Genomic DNA, 13,935 nt, shown 5'->3' with positions numbered 1-13,935 from the left:
CCGGCTGCCACTTAGGCCATAGAGCTCGATGCTCTTTTCTCGAGCAGAGTGATAGCCTCTGCTATAGCTCCCGGACCAACACCAAAGGCCCGCTCGACAATCCGAGCTTCTCCAAGGATGTCATTTGAGAGATTGAAATGATTGGCCTGCCCCTTTCTCAAGGCGCGCATAACCTCAAATCCCTTGATGGTCGCATACGCTGTTTTCATCGTTTTGAACCCACGAACAGGCCTGATCAATTGCTTCAACTTGCCATGATCGGCCTCGACAACATTGTTGAGATACTTCACCTGGCGGTGGACGGTATCTTTCGGGCACTTACCTTCCTTCTTCAACTCAGCGAGAGCGACCCCATAAGGCGCAGCCCTGTCAGTGTTGATGATGGCTGGTTTCTGCCATTTCTTGACACGCCTCAACGTCTTGGACAGAAACCGCTTCGCTGCCTTGGCATTCCGGGTCGCCGAGAGATAGAAATCGATCGTGTTGCCGAACTTGTCTACCGCTCGATAGAGATAGGCCCACTTTCCCCGCACCTTGATGTACGTTTCATCAACCCGCCAGCTGGAAGAACGAGGCGAATGCCACTGCCAGCGCAGTCGACGTTCGATTTCAGGGGCATATTTCTGAACCCAGCGATAGATCGTTGAGTGATCCACGGGAACGCCACGCTCTGTCATCATTTGCTCCAGATCCCGATAGCTTATACCGTACCGGCAATACCACCGGACTGCCCATAAGATCACATCACCCTGAAAATGGCGCCACTTGAAGTGCGTATGCATGCCCTGCTCCCGCTGAAAACATCACTCTGAAGCAGATGATCTAATTTTTTGCAACAGAGCCGAATTTCTCCGAATTCCAATAGCATACGAATTTTGACTGATCGCAATTCTGGCGAGGCTTTGTTGCGCCTATTTCAAAGAGAACTTATATGGAAAACAATTTAGGCGATTACTTGCGCTCTTTCGACTATGACGAGCGGCTTGCAATGAAGATCGGACTGGATGAACTCTTGGATCGCTACGTAAAGGGCGAGATTCAGTTGATCGACATACGGTTTCAAGAAGAACATGAAGCTTGGTCTGTTGGCATCGGTCTACACATCCCTCTCAACGAATTGCCTGATCGTTTAAATGAACTAGATCGCGACAAGACCATTGTCACGATGTGCCCTCACTACGATCGAGCTGAGATTGCTCGCCTTTTTCTCAAACTCAACGGATATGACGCCCGCTACCTAACAGCAGGGATGCTTAAGTTGGTTGACTATCTGCGAGGGGATAAAGCGCGAGACTACTGGGCAAGTTTGAAAAGATAGAAAAATGGAAAATTTGGAAACACTTCTGAAACAGGCAGTCCCTGATAGCATGGGTAAAGTCCGTATCAGCGCGGATGATTTTCTAGAACAGTGGCAAGCAGGAAAATGCGAACTTCTTGATATCCGCATTAATGCTGAGACAAGAGTTTGGAAAATGGGCTTCGGTCTGGCTATTCCGGCAGATGAGTTGTCCGAGCGACTTGAAGAACTTCCGCGCGATAAGCTTCTGGTCGTCGCTTGCCCGCAGAGTGACCGCTCTGGTATAGCAAGGAGCTATTTGGCCGCTTAGGGATTTAATGCAACATATCTGATCGGAGGATTGCTGGGGCTGGTTGATAAGCTAAAGGGAAAAGCCGCAGCATCCTTTGATCTGGAGTCAAATAAGTGAGCTATTTTGATTATGGTCTGTATTTCGGGCTGACATTGCTCCTTTCAACACTGTTTGCGATGGGAGGGGTTGGCTCTGCCATCGCACTCGTGCCCAGTTTTTCAATGATGGGAATGACTATCGATCTGGCAAAATCTCTTGGCCTGTTCATCAATACCGCATCGACAGTCACTGCCTCTATGATGAACTTTCGGCGCGGGGTTCTTGATGTTAAGTTTGCCTTGCCTCTCATAGTTTCCATCCTGATTGCAACACCAACCGGAGCCTGGTTTAGCCAGTTTGTTGCACGAGACGCGATTGAAAGCCTCCTGATTGCCTTCCTCATCTCTGCTGCTCTTTTGCTCCTGTTTTCAAAACGGAATACCCTCGTAACCTATCACCGAGCCTGGCCATTATTTTTGATCGGGGGAGGCGTGGGTGTCATTTCCGGGATGCTGGGCGTAGGTGGTGGCGCTCTGATGATGCCGGCTCTCATTCTGCTTGGATACGATGCCAAAAAGGCAGCCCGTGCTATCAGTTTCGTGATTCCATTCTCCTCTGCTGGGGCTTTTCTGACTTACCTCTCATTCACGGAAATGAACTGGTACTTATTAGCCGTTGTCGCAGTTTCTGCGGTCATTGGCGGGTATCTGGGTGAGCGGATCATGCACTATCGGTTGGAGGCAAAGCACATAAAAAAGCTCATAGCCGTGCTGTTGCTCTTAATGGCTGCAAAGATGCTCTGGAAGCTTTTGTTCTAATGACCTCACATGTGGAGGTGTTCAAATGTCGCTGTTTAAATTCACAAATAAACAAATGATCCAACAGTTGCTCATGAAAGTTCTGGCAGGATTGGCTGTCGGTTTTTTCCATGACTGGGGAAAATCTCTTCAACCTTTCTATCCCCTGTGCTAGTTCATCATGCTCTACCCCATGATGGGCGGTATAAAGATAGAAGAAATCGCAGGTGTATCACGCAAGTCGGTTGTTCTGGGACGCCCGCCTGACTTGGCCGGAGGCAACAATGGCTCCAGTAGTGCTCACTCCGCGTCCGTCGAGAGTGTCCGGTCTTTTGTGTATTTGAGATTTGGTCCATGCTTCGAATAAGGAGCAAGGATTATGACGATATCAAAGGAAGTGCTGGACGAGCTTCTGAAGGATTGCGAGCGGCCTGAAGATCTGCTTGGCGATGCAGGGCTGATGAAGGAACTCAAGATCAAGTTGATGGAGCGGATGCTTGGTGCTGAGTTGGGCGCCCATCTTGGCTATGAAGCGGGCCATGACGCACCAGTTGATCAGTCCAATCGTCGCAATGGTACATCAAAGAAGCGGCTCAAGAGCCAGGATGGAGAATTACCGATCTCTGTCCCCCGCGACCGTGATGGCAGTTTCGAGCCTGAGCTGGTCAGAAAAGGCCAGACCCGGATTGACGGCATGGATGACAAGATTATCGCCGGTCTTTCTGTTCGGGATATCCGATCCCATCTTGAGGATGTTTATGGCCTTCAAGTTTCCCCTGATCTGATCAGTCGGGTGACGGATGCGGTCCTAGACGAGGTGAAGGATTGGCAGGTGCGTGGACTTGAGCGTCTCTATCCTATAGTGATTTTCGATGCGCTGCGTGTCAAGATCCGGGATAGCGACAGCCGCATGGTCAAGAACAAGGCCGTTTATGTGGCTCTTGGGATATCAAGGGATGGCGTCCGCGAGGTTCTGGGCCTTTGGATCGCCGACAATGAAGGGGCCAAATTCTGGCTCTTGGTGATGAATGAGCTGAAGAACCGGGGCGTCGAGGACATTCTCATCGCCGTGGTTGATGGGCTCAAGGGCTTTCCCCAAGCCATCACAGCCGCCTTTCCGGACACTATGGTGCAGACCTGCATCGTGCATCTGGTCCGTCATTCGCTGAATTTTTGTTCGTGGAAGGATCGCAAAGGCGTGGCGGCCGATCTGAGGTTGATTTACAGCGCCCCGACTGCGGATCTGGCAGCTGAGGAACTGGATCACTTCGAGGAAAAATGGATGGACAAATATCCCTCGATTGCTCCGGCCTGGCGCAGGGCATGGCAGGAGATTATTCCCTTCTTTGCCTTCGATCCGGCCATCCGGAAGATCATCTATACGACCAATGCCCCCTCTCAGCGATTGCAAGCAATTGCCTGCCGGGCAAGGATCGAGAGCCTGAATAGGGTAATCCGCAAGACCATTAAAACGCGAGGCTCATTCCCGACTGAGGCCGCCGCGACCAAGCTGATCTACTTGGCCATTCGCAATTTTGAAAAAGGAGGCAGAAATGTCAGAGAATGGTTTGCAGCAAGAAACCAGTTCGCTATCATGTTCGAGGATCGCTTCAATGCGTGATCAAGTCTGAAACCGCATGGCCAGGCCAGATACACAGACCTTCTGACACTCCCCGTCCGTCAAATCGCTTGGATACCTATCCGATTTTCGGCTATGCTCCTGCCGAGTGATATCTGTCCAGGTCATCTGATCCGTAAAGACGGTGCATCACGAACCGCTGACATCACTCAACTATTTTTCGGCCAGGCTCTTATATATGAGACCTAATTATGGATTTTTCCATTCTGATCGCTGTTTCTGTCAGCATCTTCTTCGTCATTGGTGTCAGTGAGCCATTGGCAGCACGCTTACGGCTGCCCTACTCGGTCATTCTTGCCGGAATGGGAATTGCGATTGGCGTAGGGGCCGCGTTTTTGTGGCAGACCGATCTCACGGATGCACTCAATCCGTTTGCTCTCACGATCCTTACTCTGCCTGTGAGATCCAGTGTCTTCCTGACGGCGCTGCTGCCCCTCCTCGTGTTTCAGGTGGCCCTCAACATCGACATCCGGCGAATGCTTGACGATTGGGTACCGATCCTGATCCTTGCCATTGTCGCGGTTGTGGTGGCGATGTTGGCGGTTGGCTTTTTGCTCAATTTCTTTGTGACCGACTTATCTCTTGCGGCCTGTCTGTTGATCGGAGCAATCGTGTCCACGACCGATCCGTCAGCCGTTGTCTCTATTTTCAAGGGAACGTCTTCTCCCCAGCGACTGGCCAGGATCGTTGAGGGCGAGAGCCTACTGAACGATGCGGCAGCAATTGCATTTTTCTCTCTGTTTCTGGCATTCGTAACTCTGAACGAAAACAATCCCGACATCGGCGAAGCACTGCTTGGCTTCCCATGGATCATTGCCGGTGGAGCTGCTGCAGGCTTTGTTCTCGGCTGGATCGCAGTCTGGATCATCGCCCGAATGGCTGTCTATCCGAAGGGCCAGATTTCCGTCTCCCTTGCCGTGCCGTCGCTGACATATCTGTTGGCAGAACAGATATCCGCTTCGGGAGTCATTGGCGTTGTCGCGGCCGGCCTGACGATCAACCTGCACATGACTTCAAAGTTCACGCCTTCATTTAACAAGCAATTGCGAGACACCTGGGAGCTTCTTTCGCATTGGGCCGGGTCGCTCATCTTTATTCTGGCAGCCATTTTCATCCCGCGTCTTCTTTCCAATTTCATCCCTTTCGATATCGTACTGATTGGCGTTGTCGTGATTGCGGCCCTCGCCGCGCGCGCAGTCATTCTGTTCGGTCTTCTGCCGCTTCTCGCCGTGGTCAAGCTTTCCCCCCGGATCGAGCCTCGCTACTGTGGCGCCATCCTGTGGGGCGGCTTGCGGGGAGCTGTCACGCTGGCTCTGGCTCTGGCGGTCACCGAGAACCGCTTCATCCCCGACGAAGTCAAACATCAGGTCGGTATCCTTGCCACGGGCTTCACCCTCTTCACCCTGATCGTGCAAGGCACTACCCTGCGCTGGGCAATCACCAAACTGGGACTGGACCGGTTGAGCTCTCTGGATGTCGCTCTCAGCAATCAGGTGATCGCCGTTGCCCTGCAAACCGTGCGTGAACGGGTTGCCGAGACGGCACGCAGTCTGGAATTGACCCACGAGATCGTCCGCGATGAGGCCAAGAGCTTTGCCGAGCGGCTTGATCAGGCTGTGATCTCGGCCGAGAAGGTCACTCAGATCAGTGATAGGGACAGGATCACCCTTGGTCTGGTTGCGCTGGCAGCTCATGAGCGCGACACCATTCTTGAAGCCTACAAGGAGCAGATCATTTCCGCAGATCTCGCCGAGCGTCTGTTGCTGGAAGCGGATTACATCATTGAGGCAACCCACACCAAGGGGCGAAGCGGATACAGGGATGCGGCCCGCAGGGCCTATCGGGTTGGCCCGAAATTCCGAGTTGCAATGCTGCTGCATAACTATTTCGGTATTACGCGGCCGCTTGCCCAGCTGATCGAGACACGGTTTGATATTCTGGTGTCGCTTGGCTTGGTCTTGCCAAGGCTGAATCAGTTTATTGATGACAAAATTCGACGCATCCATGGGCGCAGGGTTGCTGAGCTGCTGCACGAGTTTCTTACCCGCAGGGTAGATGAGACAACGCAAGAACTGGAAATTCTTCGATTGCAGTTCCCCGGATATGCCGAAGGCCTTGAACGCCGCCTCATTCGTAGAACCACATTGCAGCTCGAGAAGCGCGAATATGATGCCTTATCGGAAGATGGACTCATAGGGCTCGAACTGCAAACCGACCTCAATGTGCAAATCGAGAAGCGCCGCCTACGGCTCATTGAGCGGCCGATACTTGACCTGAAACAACAGCGCACAAAGATCATCAATGACTTTCCCGCTTTTGCCGAGCTGGGAGAAAAGCAGCGAAAGGCATTGGCGCGAGGTCTCAAGATGATATACGCGGTTCCCGGCCAAAAGCTTGTCAGGCGGGAGCTCTCGGGCAAGGACGTCTGGTTTGTTGCTGCCGGAATTGTCATTCTCGCTTTTGATGGGCGGAAGATCCGACTTGGCCGTGGCGAGATGTTCGGTCAGCTCCCGGCGCTGGCGCGCAAGAAGCTGGCAATCAAAGTGTCTGCTGTTGGCTATTGCATTCTTTTTTCACTGAATACCAAAAGGCTCATGAAACTTGTGAAATCGGAGGAAGCGATCAGGGATGCCGTTTTGCTAAGCTGCGAAAAGACCGGCATCAAACTGACGGAAACCGATCTGGAGTTGAATGAAGAGAGGTTGGCGGTCAAGGTCCGAGGGCTCATGGCAGGCCTACCAGCAAGCAATAAGAGCCGTTGATCAACATACAGGAGAGCAGGTCCCAGGAATTTTGGACCATGTGTTAAGGTGGATCGCCTGAACAGAAAGACGATCCGAAATGACGAAGAGAAAACGCTACTCTGCCGACTTCAAGGCCAAGGTTGCGCTTGAAGCAATCCGCGAAGAATTGACGCTTTCAGAGCTGTCGAAGAAGTATGATGTCCATCCCAACATGATCAGCGCTTGGAAGCGAACGGCGATTGAGAATATGGCGTCAGGCTTTTCAAAGGGCAAGGAAACCGAGCATCAGGGTAATGATGCAGAGATTGCTCGGGGCTTGGTTGAAATCGACGCATTGAATTGCCCCTAGAATTGTAGACACCTTGGGGCTTCAAATTTTCTGTCGCTCGTATTCGGCTGGCGAGAGCATCCCATTTGTAGCGTGTTTGCGTTTTGGATTGTAGAACATTTCGATGTAGTCGAAGATGTCTCGCCTCGCATCAGCTCTTGTTTTGTACACTCGACGCCGGATGCGTTCTCTCTTGAGCAGGTTGAAAAAGCTTTCAGCAACAGCATTGTCATGGCAGTTTCCACGCCTGCTCATGCTGTGTTCCAAATTGTGCTGACGAAGGAATGCGGCCCAATCAATACTTGTGAATTGTGAGCCTTGATCGGAATGGATCAGAACCTTCTGTTTGGGCTTGCGTCTCCACACCGCCATCAGCAGAGCTTGCAAAACAACATCAGTTGCTTGTCGCTGACGCAATGACCATCCGACAACCTTACGGGAGAAGAGGTCAATCACGACAGCCAGATAGGCAAAGCCCTCCTGGGTTTTGATATAGGTAATGTCTGTCACCCAGGTGATGTTGGGAGCATCGGTTTCAAATTGCCTGTTCAAGCGATTGTCGACCACAAGGGACGGCTTGCCACCATGTTTGCCAGGCTTTCGTTTATAGCCAATTTGAGCCCTGATTCCTGCCAAACTGGCCAGCCGGGCAACACGGTTGGGGCAGCTGCTCTCTCCCATGTCCAGAAGATCATCATGGATCTTGCGATAGCCATAGACTTTACCACTATCATCCCAAACTTGTCGGATCAGATCCGTTTGCCTCTGGTCTTCAAGTGCTCTGTTGCTCAAGGGCTGCTTCAGCCAAGAATAGAAACCACTGGGATGGATGGACAAGCACCGGCACATGGCACGAATAGAAAACTCCGGCCGATGCTGAGCAATGAAGGCGTACTTCATTTTGCATCCTTTGCGAAGTACGCCGTTGCTTTTTTTAAGATGTCGCGCTCCTCGGTAACCCGAGCCAGTTCCTGCTTCAGGCGTCTAATCTCGGCGGCTTGCGCATCGGTCGCCTTGATCTCGGAGTTGGGCTTGCCATATCGCTTCTTCCACGCATAAAGCGAGTGGCTGCTGACACCAAGCCGCTCCGACACCTCTGCAACAGAGTAGCCGCGTTCGGTGATCTGCCTGACTGCTTCAATCTTAAACTCTTCAGTGAATTGGGTATGGGCCATCGTAGTCTCCTTGCCTCATTTTTAGGGGACAAGGTGTCTACAATTCTAGGGGCAATTCAGAGAGCAAAATTGACGCACCAGTAGTGCGCACATAGCTCAACGCATTCCTACTAGAGCGTCCATGGAAGAGAGTGGTAGAACCAACCTGTTTCTTGTACCTTTTAGACGAACAAAGCCGAACCCTTCATAAAAAGATGCCGCTGCTTCATTCTTGGCTTCAACCGCCATCCCCAAGATACCGACTTTCTCTGAGGCTTCCAACGTGGTCTTGAATGCGTGAAGAATTAACGCGTCTCCAAAGCCCTGTCCTTGGAAATTTCTATCGACAGCTAGCCGCCCGAGTAACAAGAACGGAACATCTTTGTAACTAGCAAGCTTGATGTCAACCGGCAGATTATCCCGTAGAACAGAATGCGCGCTGATTGAATAGTAGCCAATAACTTGTTCGCCATCTGCCAAGACATAGACTCTTGTCAAGCTGCGTCGTTGGTCCTGATTTGCCCCTCTTTGCAGATAAAGGTTCAACGCTTCGATACCACAATCGAAGGTCTTCCGATCATGCCGTTTTGGATTGAGATGTTCAAACAGCATGAGAGGCGGTAATTTCTTTGTATTTTTCTGCCGCTTTTTTCATGCGCTCTGTTGGTGCGGGAGGATTGTCAATCATATCAAAGAATGTCAGCCAATCGTCTTGCGTAAACACTGTCTTCTCGTGTTCAGCCAAAATGGCCTCGGCCTTTTCCCGAATACAATGACGGACGAACTTGCTCTTGTCGAGGTTGACGTAGGCGCGTGCACGCTCCATGAGCTCAGCCGTTGCGGCATCCATTCTGAATTTTAGGGTATCATCTTTTGCTACATTCGTGCTCATAACCAAGTCCTCACTACCGATAGCACAAAATACCCACAAACGTACCCACAGTCAATAGCTATCTTTCCATGCGTTATATGTGGACACTCTCGTTCAAAGTCTTTTCATGAAGTCATCGACGCAGTCCATAAATTTATAACATAGTAGACAGCGCCTATCGGTGCCTATAACATGTCTCTTAAATCGGAAATCGCATCATTAATAGACATGCCGTCTATTAATCGATTTAGGAGACAGTATTATGCGTCTGTTCGGCTATGCGCGGGTTTCGACCTCCCAACAGTCCCTTGATGTCCAGTTGAAGACACTCAAAGAGGCCGGCGTTCGGAAAGACCGAATTTTCTCCGACAAGGCGACGGGCTCCAACCTCAATCGATCCGGACTTGAGCTGCTCCGCCTCAAGGTCGAGGAAGGCGATGTCATTCTGATCAAGAAGCTGGATCGCCTCGGGCGCAACACCGAAGACATGATCACGCTCATTAAGGAATTTGACGCGATGGGTGTTTCGATCCGATTTCTGGATGATGGCATCAGCACCGAAGGAACGATGGGAAAGATGGTCGTCACCATCTTATCGGCAGTGGCCGATGCTGAACGGCAAAGAATTCTGGAACGCACCAATGAGGGGCGGCTGGAAGCGAAGGCCAAGGGCGTTCGATTTGGTCGCAAGCCAAGCGTGGACCGTAAGGCCGTTCGCTCTCTCCATGCTCAAGGCGTCGGCGCAACCGAGATTGCCAACCGTCTGAAGATCGGTCGCTCGACGGTCTATAAGGTGCTGACTGATTAGAAGCCGCCCCCTTTCGGAAAGGGAGCAATCCGAGTAGTTGCATATCCCAAGAAATCGGTAGGAATAGTTCTTACCTTGAGCTATAATGTCTTTAGCCGAAGGGATTGAACTATGCCAAATACCAAACGGTCTTTTATCGTCGGTGATCGCTATGACGCCTTCATTGCCCAACAGATAGAAGAAGGACGTTTCAATAATGCCAGCGAGGTTGTGCGAGCAGGCTTGAGAATGCTTGAGGACTATGAGACACGCCTTGCAGAAGCCCGTGCATTAGTTGATGCAGCAGACGCTGAAATTGCAGCAGGCAAAGGTATCGAATACGCAACCCCCAAAAGCCTGACAGAAGACATTATCAAGCGGGGGATGGTGCGATTAGCCCAAAAAGATTAGTTCTTGCCCCCAAAGCGCAAGATGACCTCACGGGGATATTCGTTTACATCGCCCAAGAAGAAGACGCTGGCACAGCAGCAACCTTTGTTGCCAACCTAACAGCCAAAATTCAATGGATTGCCGACACTGACTTCCCCGGCGTTCCTCGCGACTGGATCCGTCCAGGCTTGAAGGCTCTTCCCTATCGCAAACGTTGCATATATTTCCGCACCGATAAAGACACGGTCACCGTTTTGCGCGTCATTCACGGACGACAAGACGTTGAGGCGCAGGAATTTGGATAGGGCACAGAAGGCGAAAGCCGTCATTCAGGGTGTCTTTGAGCGCATCGGGGCTTGGGCAGACCATTCGGGCGGAAAGTTGCCATTTGGTGCAGGTGCGAGATCATCGACACCTCAGGCTAAAGCGGCCATTCAAGGGACCTCGAGGCGCATCCTGACCGTAACGGTCCGTTTGCGTAGTGAGCGGAAGTATCCTAAGGGACAGATATCACATTCATCGAGGCGGAAGACATCATAATTGGTCTTGTTGTTCTGCATTGCGGCAACGTTGCCAGAATTCATGATTGTTCTGCTGCTGCCACCGCAGTTCCGGAACAGGCGACAATCATCATGTTCAGCCCACTTCCTGTGCTGATACTATGATAGTCAATATCCACAGCGATCACCGCATTTGCACCGAGAGTGGCTGCTTCTAGCTTCATTTCATTGAGAGCTATGTTGCGAGCGTCGGAAAGGGCATCTTGCACCGCCTTGCTTCGTCCTCCAAAAACATCTCTGAAGTTGGCAGCAATATCCTTAAATAGGCCCATGCCGATGACCGCCTCTCCTGCGACGACACCCAAACGATTGACAGGACTGTCCACGAATGCTTCTGTCGTGATCCAAATTGACTGCGCTCGCCCTAAAGCTTTTTTGTGTGCTTCTGCCGCTTCAGATTGTTTTGCGGCTTTAGCGCTGATCTTTTCTTCCTCCTCTTTGCGGCGACAGTCAGGGCATTTGCCCTCTTTAACTTCAAAAATTCCCAAACCGCTTTTCCCGCATACTTTGCATTCTGCCATTTTCTACTCTCCACGAGTTAATTGAAGGACAGCTACGAGCCTTTGATTTGAGTTCGGTCATCAAATTCAGGGGAGCTGAAATAAAAATCCGGAAACTTCGAAAGCTCCCTAGCTAGAGACAACCACTGTTCAGCAAGACGCTGTCCGTCATCGCCAAAGGGAAAACGTTGTTTACCTTCATGTTGTTCGTAAGGGTATCTACCCTGCGTAATTTTATTTGTATCGAGATCATCCATTAATTCGTGCAGATGTGGCGGCAAATATCGCTTAAGAAGAGTAACAACATCCGGAGGTAACTCTTTTAACGAAGCCTTATGACCAAGAAAGGCATGTTTGTAAGCTTCAATTTCAGGGCTATCTGGACTTGCAACAGGACCGTAGGTAACTTTTACGAAAAATGATTTTAGAAATAGCTCTACTGACAAGACACTGAGATGGTGAACTACAAACCACCGCTTTAATTGAAAAATTCCGACCTTTTTTGTTTCTCTGGCGTATTCGGCTTCTGCTGCTTCAAAGAATGCAAGAGCAGTTTCAAAAACAGGGTTCGGTAGCCAACCGGGAGTAATCTGATATGATGTACTTTCCATTGAAGCTCCCTCCCGCGCTTCAATTACCTAAAATCAAATTATATTTGCTTTTAATTTCAATTTTCTCCATTCTTTATCACAGTTCATTCTTTTCTTCACCGGCGAATTTCAATCGAACGAGAGAGATACCAGTGGAAATCGATGAAATTTATAGAGATATGGACCCTACAGATAAGGCCTCGGTAAAAAAGGCACTTTGGAAAATGCAATCTGTATCCGAATATGATATGCAGTTTTTTTTGGTTAAACGAGATACAAGCGGCACCCTTTCGCAAGACACCAGAGGGAAGATTGCCTTAGTTCAGATTGAAATGTCGCGGAGAGCATCACTTCGGCTAACGCTATTAAGCATAATTACAACGGTTCTTTCTGGAATTTTAGGTATATTGGGTGTCGTTATAGGGGTTGTACTGACTATCAAATATGGTGCTCAAGTGAATTTGTTATACTAAAATTTGCCTAAGTCAGCTTTGTCCGCCAACCCTACAACCTACCACCGGCTAAAAATGCTGCATTTCGTTCGAATGACAGCAATGGGGAAGTGGACTTGCCCCCGATAATTGCTGGCGAATGTCGGGATAGGGCCGCAGTTGCCGATAACTCGGTTTAAATAGTGAGGTTACTTACTGCATGTCAGACTGAGCGAGAGCTGTTTGATAGACTCGTACTGCCTCCACGAATGCCAGCGCAGCTTTGATGTTTGACACCATGTACTCCTCAGTCACACCTGTTTGAGAGCAAAAGGCAATTTGGCCAAACAAACATATCGGGATCTGGTAGTTTTCTTTGAACCGTCGATCTGGCGAACCATCTTTGTTCGTTTTTGCCCAAGTATATCCGACCACTTCGGTGTCATTCGGCACATCCTCTGTCTCGTGGAACTGCACGCCTTTAATGTCAATATTCAGTTCGCGTATATCGATTAATGCGAATACTCCATCCGCACGAGGAATGACCGCAACACCAGGGTAAATCAATATGTCGTCGCCATTTATGTTCTCGAAACGCATTGCCCGTCCAGAGAACTCAATAAGGTCACTTGAACTGAACTCAAAGGTGACCAGATAGCGGTCAACAGCTCGATTGGCCAGTGTCCGCTCAGCAAACTGGTTTGTTGACCTGTCAGCGGTAATGTCCCATTTTTTTCTACTCCGCGTTAAGCTGTCGAATGCCCGAACCATCGATGAGTAGGCACGCTGAGCCGCTTCCTCCGCAACGAAAGTCACCGCAATTTTGGTGTTGCCTTCCCAGTTTTTCAGCCTTTCGATCTCACCCTGTGTAACGGGTAAGGCCTCTTCCAGTTCTGCAATTCGCTTTTTATAAAACCAACGAAATATGCTCCTTCTGCGATGGTTTAGCTCACCTTTTTGCCTAGCCTCTTCATCGCGTGCCTCCTTTAAATCAGATGTAACCTGTGCCTTCTGTTTGCGCGCTTTTACTATCAAATCCCGCAATGGAACTAGCGAGGTACTGGTCAACATCTCGACCGAAGCACTGGCAATTTCTTGCATACCCTCCTGAGGTATGTAGATCTTCGCATGGGTAGGATTGTTGCTGGCCGCTGGACTTTCAACAGATGGAGGAGTCGAGTAGATTGGCTCGCGTGTTGGATGCTGGGAAGGTGCGGGTGATGTCTTTTGCGGATTCCGACGTATCCGCGCAGTCATTCCAACAACATCCGCGCACCCATTCCGGGCTATCCGCGCGGCTCTGATGCATTGCCGTGAGGCGGTTGATTTTTGTTATCAGTTTTGGCCGGTTTCGTCACCCATATTGGCGTGAGTTTTTCGGAAGGATTGGCCCTCTAGTTCGATGCGATAGGCGTTGTGAACGAACCTGTCGAGGATGGCATCAGCGAAGGTCGGCTCACCAATGACATCATGCCATGTGCTGATGGGGAGTTGGCTGGTGATGAGCGTCGAGGCA

General features: G+C 50.4%; 17 protein-coding genes and 1 pseudogene. 10 read left to right on the top strand and 8 right to left on the bottom strand.

Features of this window, described 5'->3' with window-relative positions:
• Positions 1 to 11: 11 nt before the first annotated feature.
• Positions 12 to 782, bottom strand: coding sequence for an IS6 family transposase (locus BM258_RS23785; RefSeq protein ID WP_090075731.1), 771 nt, complete (start codon positions 780 to 782; stop codon positions 12 to 14).
• 149 nt (positions 783 to 931) lie between these two features.
• On the opposite strand from BM258_RS23785, the gene BM258_RS23780 reads away from it, so the two are divergent.
• The 6 genes and pseudogenes from BM258_RS23780 to BM258_RS23755 form a co-directional block, all read left to right on the top strand.
• Complete coding sequence (locus BM258_RS23780) at positions 932 to 1,318, top strand: rhodanese-like domain-containing protein (protein WP_090075730.1); 387 nt, start codon at positions 932 to 934, stop codon at positions 1,316 to 1,318.
• Positions 1,319 to 1,322: 4 nt separating this feature from the next.
• Positions 1,323 to 1,607, top strand: coding sequence for a rhodanese-like domain-containing protein (locus BM258_RS23775; RefSeq protein ID WP_210186872.1), 285 nt, complete (start codon positions 1,323 to 1,325; stop codon positions 1,605 to 1,607).
• Between the two features lie 95 nt (positions 1,608 to 1,702).
• Positions 1,703 to 2,446 (top strand): sulfite exporter TauE/SafE family protein, encoded by a 744-nt coding sequence (locus BM258_RS23770; RefSeq protein ID WP_210186871.1) that lies wholly within the window; start codon positions 1,703 to 1,705, stop codon positions 2,444 to 2,446.
• A gap of 358 nt (positions 2,447 to 2,804) precedes the next feature.
• Complete coding sequence (locus tag BM258_RS23765; RefSeq protein ID WP_090075729.1) at positions 2,805 to 4,046, top strand: IS256 family transposase; 1,242 nt, start codon at positions 2,805 to 2,807, stop codon at positions 4,044 to 4,046.
• Between the two features lie 209 nt (positions 4,047 to 4,255).
• Positions 4,256 to 6,826, top strand: a complete 2,571-nt coding sequence (locus tag BM258_RS23760; protein WP_090075728.1) for a cation:proton antiporter domain-containing protein — start codon at positions 4,256 to 4,258, stop codon at positions 6,824 to 6,826.
• Between the two features lie 79 nt (positions 6,827 to 6,905).
• Positions 6,906 to 7,100: pseudogene (locus BM258_RS23755) on the top strand (transposase); the annotation flags it as partial.
• 78 nt (positions 7,101 to 7,178) lie between these two features.
• On the opposite strand, the gene BM258_RS23750 reads toward BM258_RS23755, so the two are convergent.
• The 3 genes from BM258_RS23750 to BM258_RS23740 form a co-directional block, all read right to left on the bottom strand.
• Positions 7,179 to 8,311 (bottom strand): IS3 family transposase gene (locus BM258_RS23750; RefSeq protein WP_407062741.1). Its coding sequence is split into 2 segments (ribosomal slippage): positions 7,179 to 8,062 and positions 8,062 to 8,311, totalling 1,134 coding nucleotides; the frame shifts between segments, so codons are not numbered across the junction.
• Positions 8,312 to 8,407: 96 nt separating this feature from the next.
• Positions 8,408 to 8,902, bottom strand: a complete 495-nt coding sequence (locus BM258_RS23745; protein WP_090075725.1) for a GNAT family N-acetyltransferase — start codon at positions 8,900 to 8,902, stop codon at positions 8,408 to 8,410.
• Entirely contained in the window at positions 8,892 to 9,182 is a 291-nt protein-coding gene (locus tag BM258_RS23740; RefSeq protein WP_090075724.1) for a type II toxin-antitoxin system TacA family antitoxin, read from the bottom strand. Before BM258_RS23740 ends, BM258_RS23745 begins: the two co-directional genes overlap by 11 nt.
• Positions 9,183 to 9,423: 241 nt before the next feature.
• Here BM258_RS23740 and BM258_RS23735 point away from each other — a divergent pair, with 241 nt between their 5' ends.
• The 3 genes from BM258_RS23735 to BM258_RS23725 all read left to right on the top strand — a co-directional run bounded on the left by BM258_RS23735 (position 9,424) and on the right by BM258_RS23725 (position 10,643).
• Positions 9,424 to 9,969, top strand: a complete 546-nt coding sequence (locus BM258_RS23735) for a recombinase family protein (protein WP_090075723.1) — start codon at positions 9,424 to 9,426, stop codon at positions 9,967 to 9,969.
• Positions 9,970 to 10,080: 111 nt separating this feature from the next.
• Positions 10,081 to 10,359: a type II toxin-antitoxin system ParD family antitoxin gene (locus tag BM258_RS23730; protein ID WP_090075722.1), complete on the top strand. Its 279-nt coding sequence runs from the start codon at positions 10,081 to 10,083 to the stop codon at positions 10,357 to 10,359.
• A complete protein-coding gene (locus BM258_RS23725; protein WP_342029366.1) occupies positions 10,287 to 10,643 on the top strand; it encodes a type II toxin-antitoxin system RelE/ParE family toxin in 357 nt (118 codons plus the stop codon). Before BM258_RS23730 ends, BM258_RS23725 begins: the two co-directional genes overlap by 73 nt.
• A 275-nt stretch (positions 10,644 to 10,918) precedes the next feature.
• Here BM258_RS23725 and BM258_RS23720 read toward each other — a convergent pair whose 3' ends face one another.
• The gene (locus BM258_RS23720; RefSeq protein ID WP_090075720.1) at positions 10,919 to 11,419 is read right to left on the bottom strand and encodes a YbjQ family protein; all 501 of its coding nucleotides are present in this window, start codon (positions 11,417 to 11,419) and stop codon (positions 10,919 to 10,921) included.
• 32 nt (positions 11,420 to 11,451) lie between these two features.
• Positions 11,452 to 12,009, bottom strand: coding sequence for a hypothetical protein (locus BM258_RS23715; RefSeq protein WP_090075719.1), 558 nt, complete (start codon positions 12,007 to 12,009; stop codon positions 11,452 to 11,454).
• A gap of 131 nt (positions 12,010 to 12,140) precedes the next feature.
• On the opposite strand from BM258_RS23715, the gene BM258_RS23710 reads away from it, so the two are divergent.
• The gene (locus BM258_RS23710) at positions 12,141 to 12,461 is read left to right on the top strand and encodes a hypothetical protein (RefSeq protein ID WP_139229381.1); all 321 of its coding nucleotides are present in this window, start codon (positions 12,141 to 12,143) and stop codon (positions 12,459 to 12,461) included.
• Between the two features lie 171 nt (positions 12,462 to 12,632).
• Here the strand turns inward: BM258_RS23710 and BM258_RS23705 are convergent, their stop codons facing one another.
• Together BM258_RS23705 and BM258_RS23700 are read right to left on the bottom strand one after the other, a co-directional pair.
• A complete protein-coding gene (locus tag BM258_RS23705) occupies positions 12,633 to 13,520 on the bottom strand; it encodes a hypothetical protein (protein ID WP_090075717.1) in 888 nt (295 codons plus the stop codon).
• Between the two features lie 234 nt (positions 13,521 to 13,754).
• The coding region (locus BM258_RS23700; protein ID WP_175528232.1) for an ATP-binding protein at positions 13,755 to 13,935 on the bottom strand (181 nt) is incomplete at its 5' end.

This window comes from Cohaesibacter marisflavi (genome assembly GCF_900115225.1).
Classification (GTDB): Bacteria; Pseudomonadota; Alphaproteobacteria; order Rhizobiales; family Cohaesibacteraceae; genus Cohaesibacter; species Cohaesibacter marisflavi.
The sequence above is the reverse complement of the archived record's forward strand: the minus strand, read 5'-3'. Positions and strand labels throughout refer to the sequence as shown.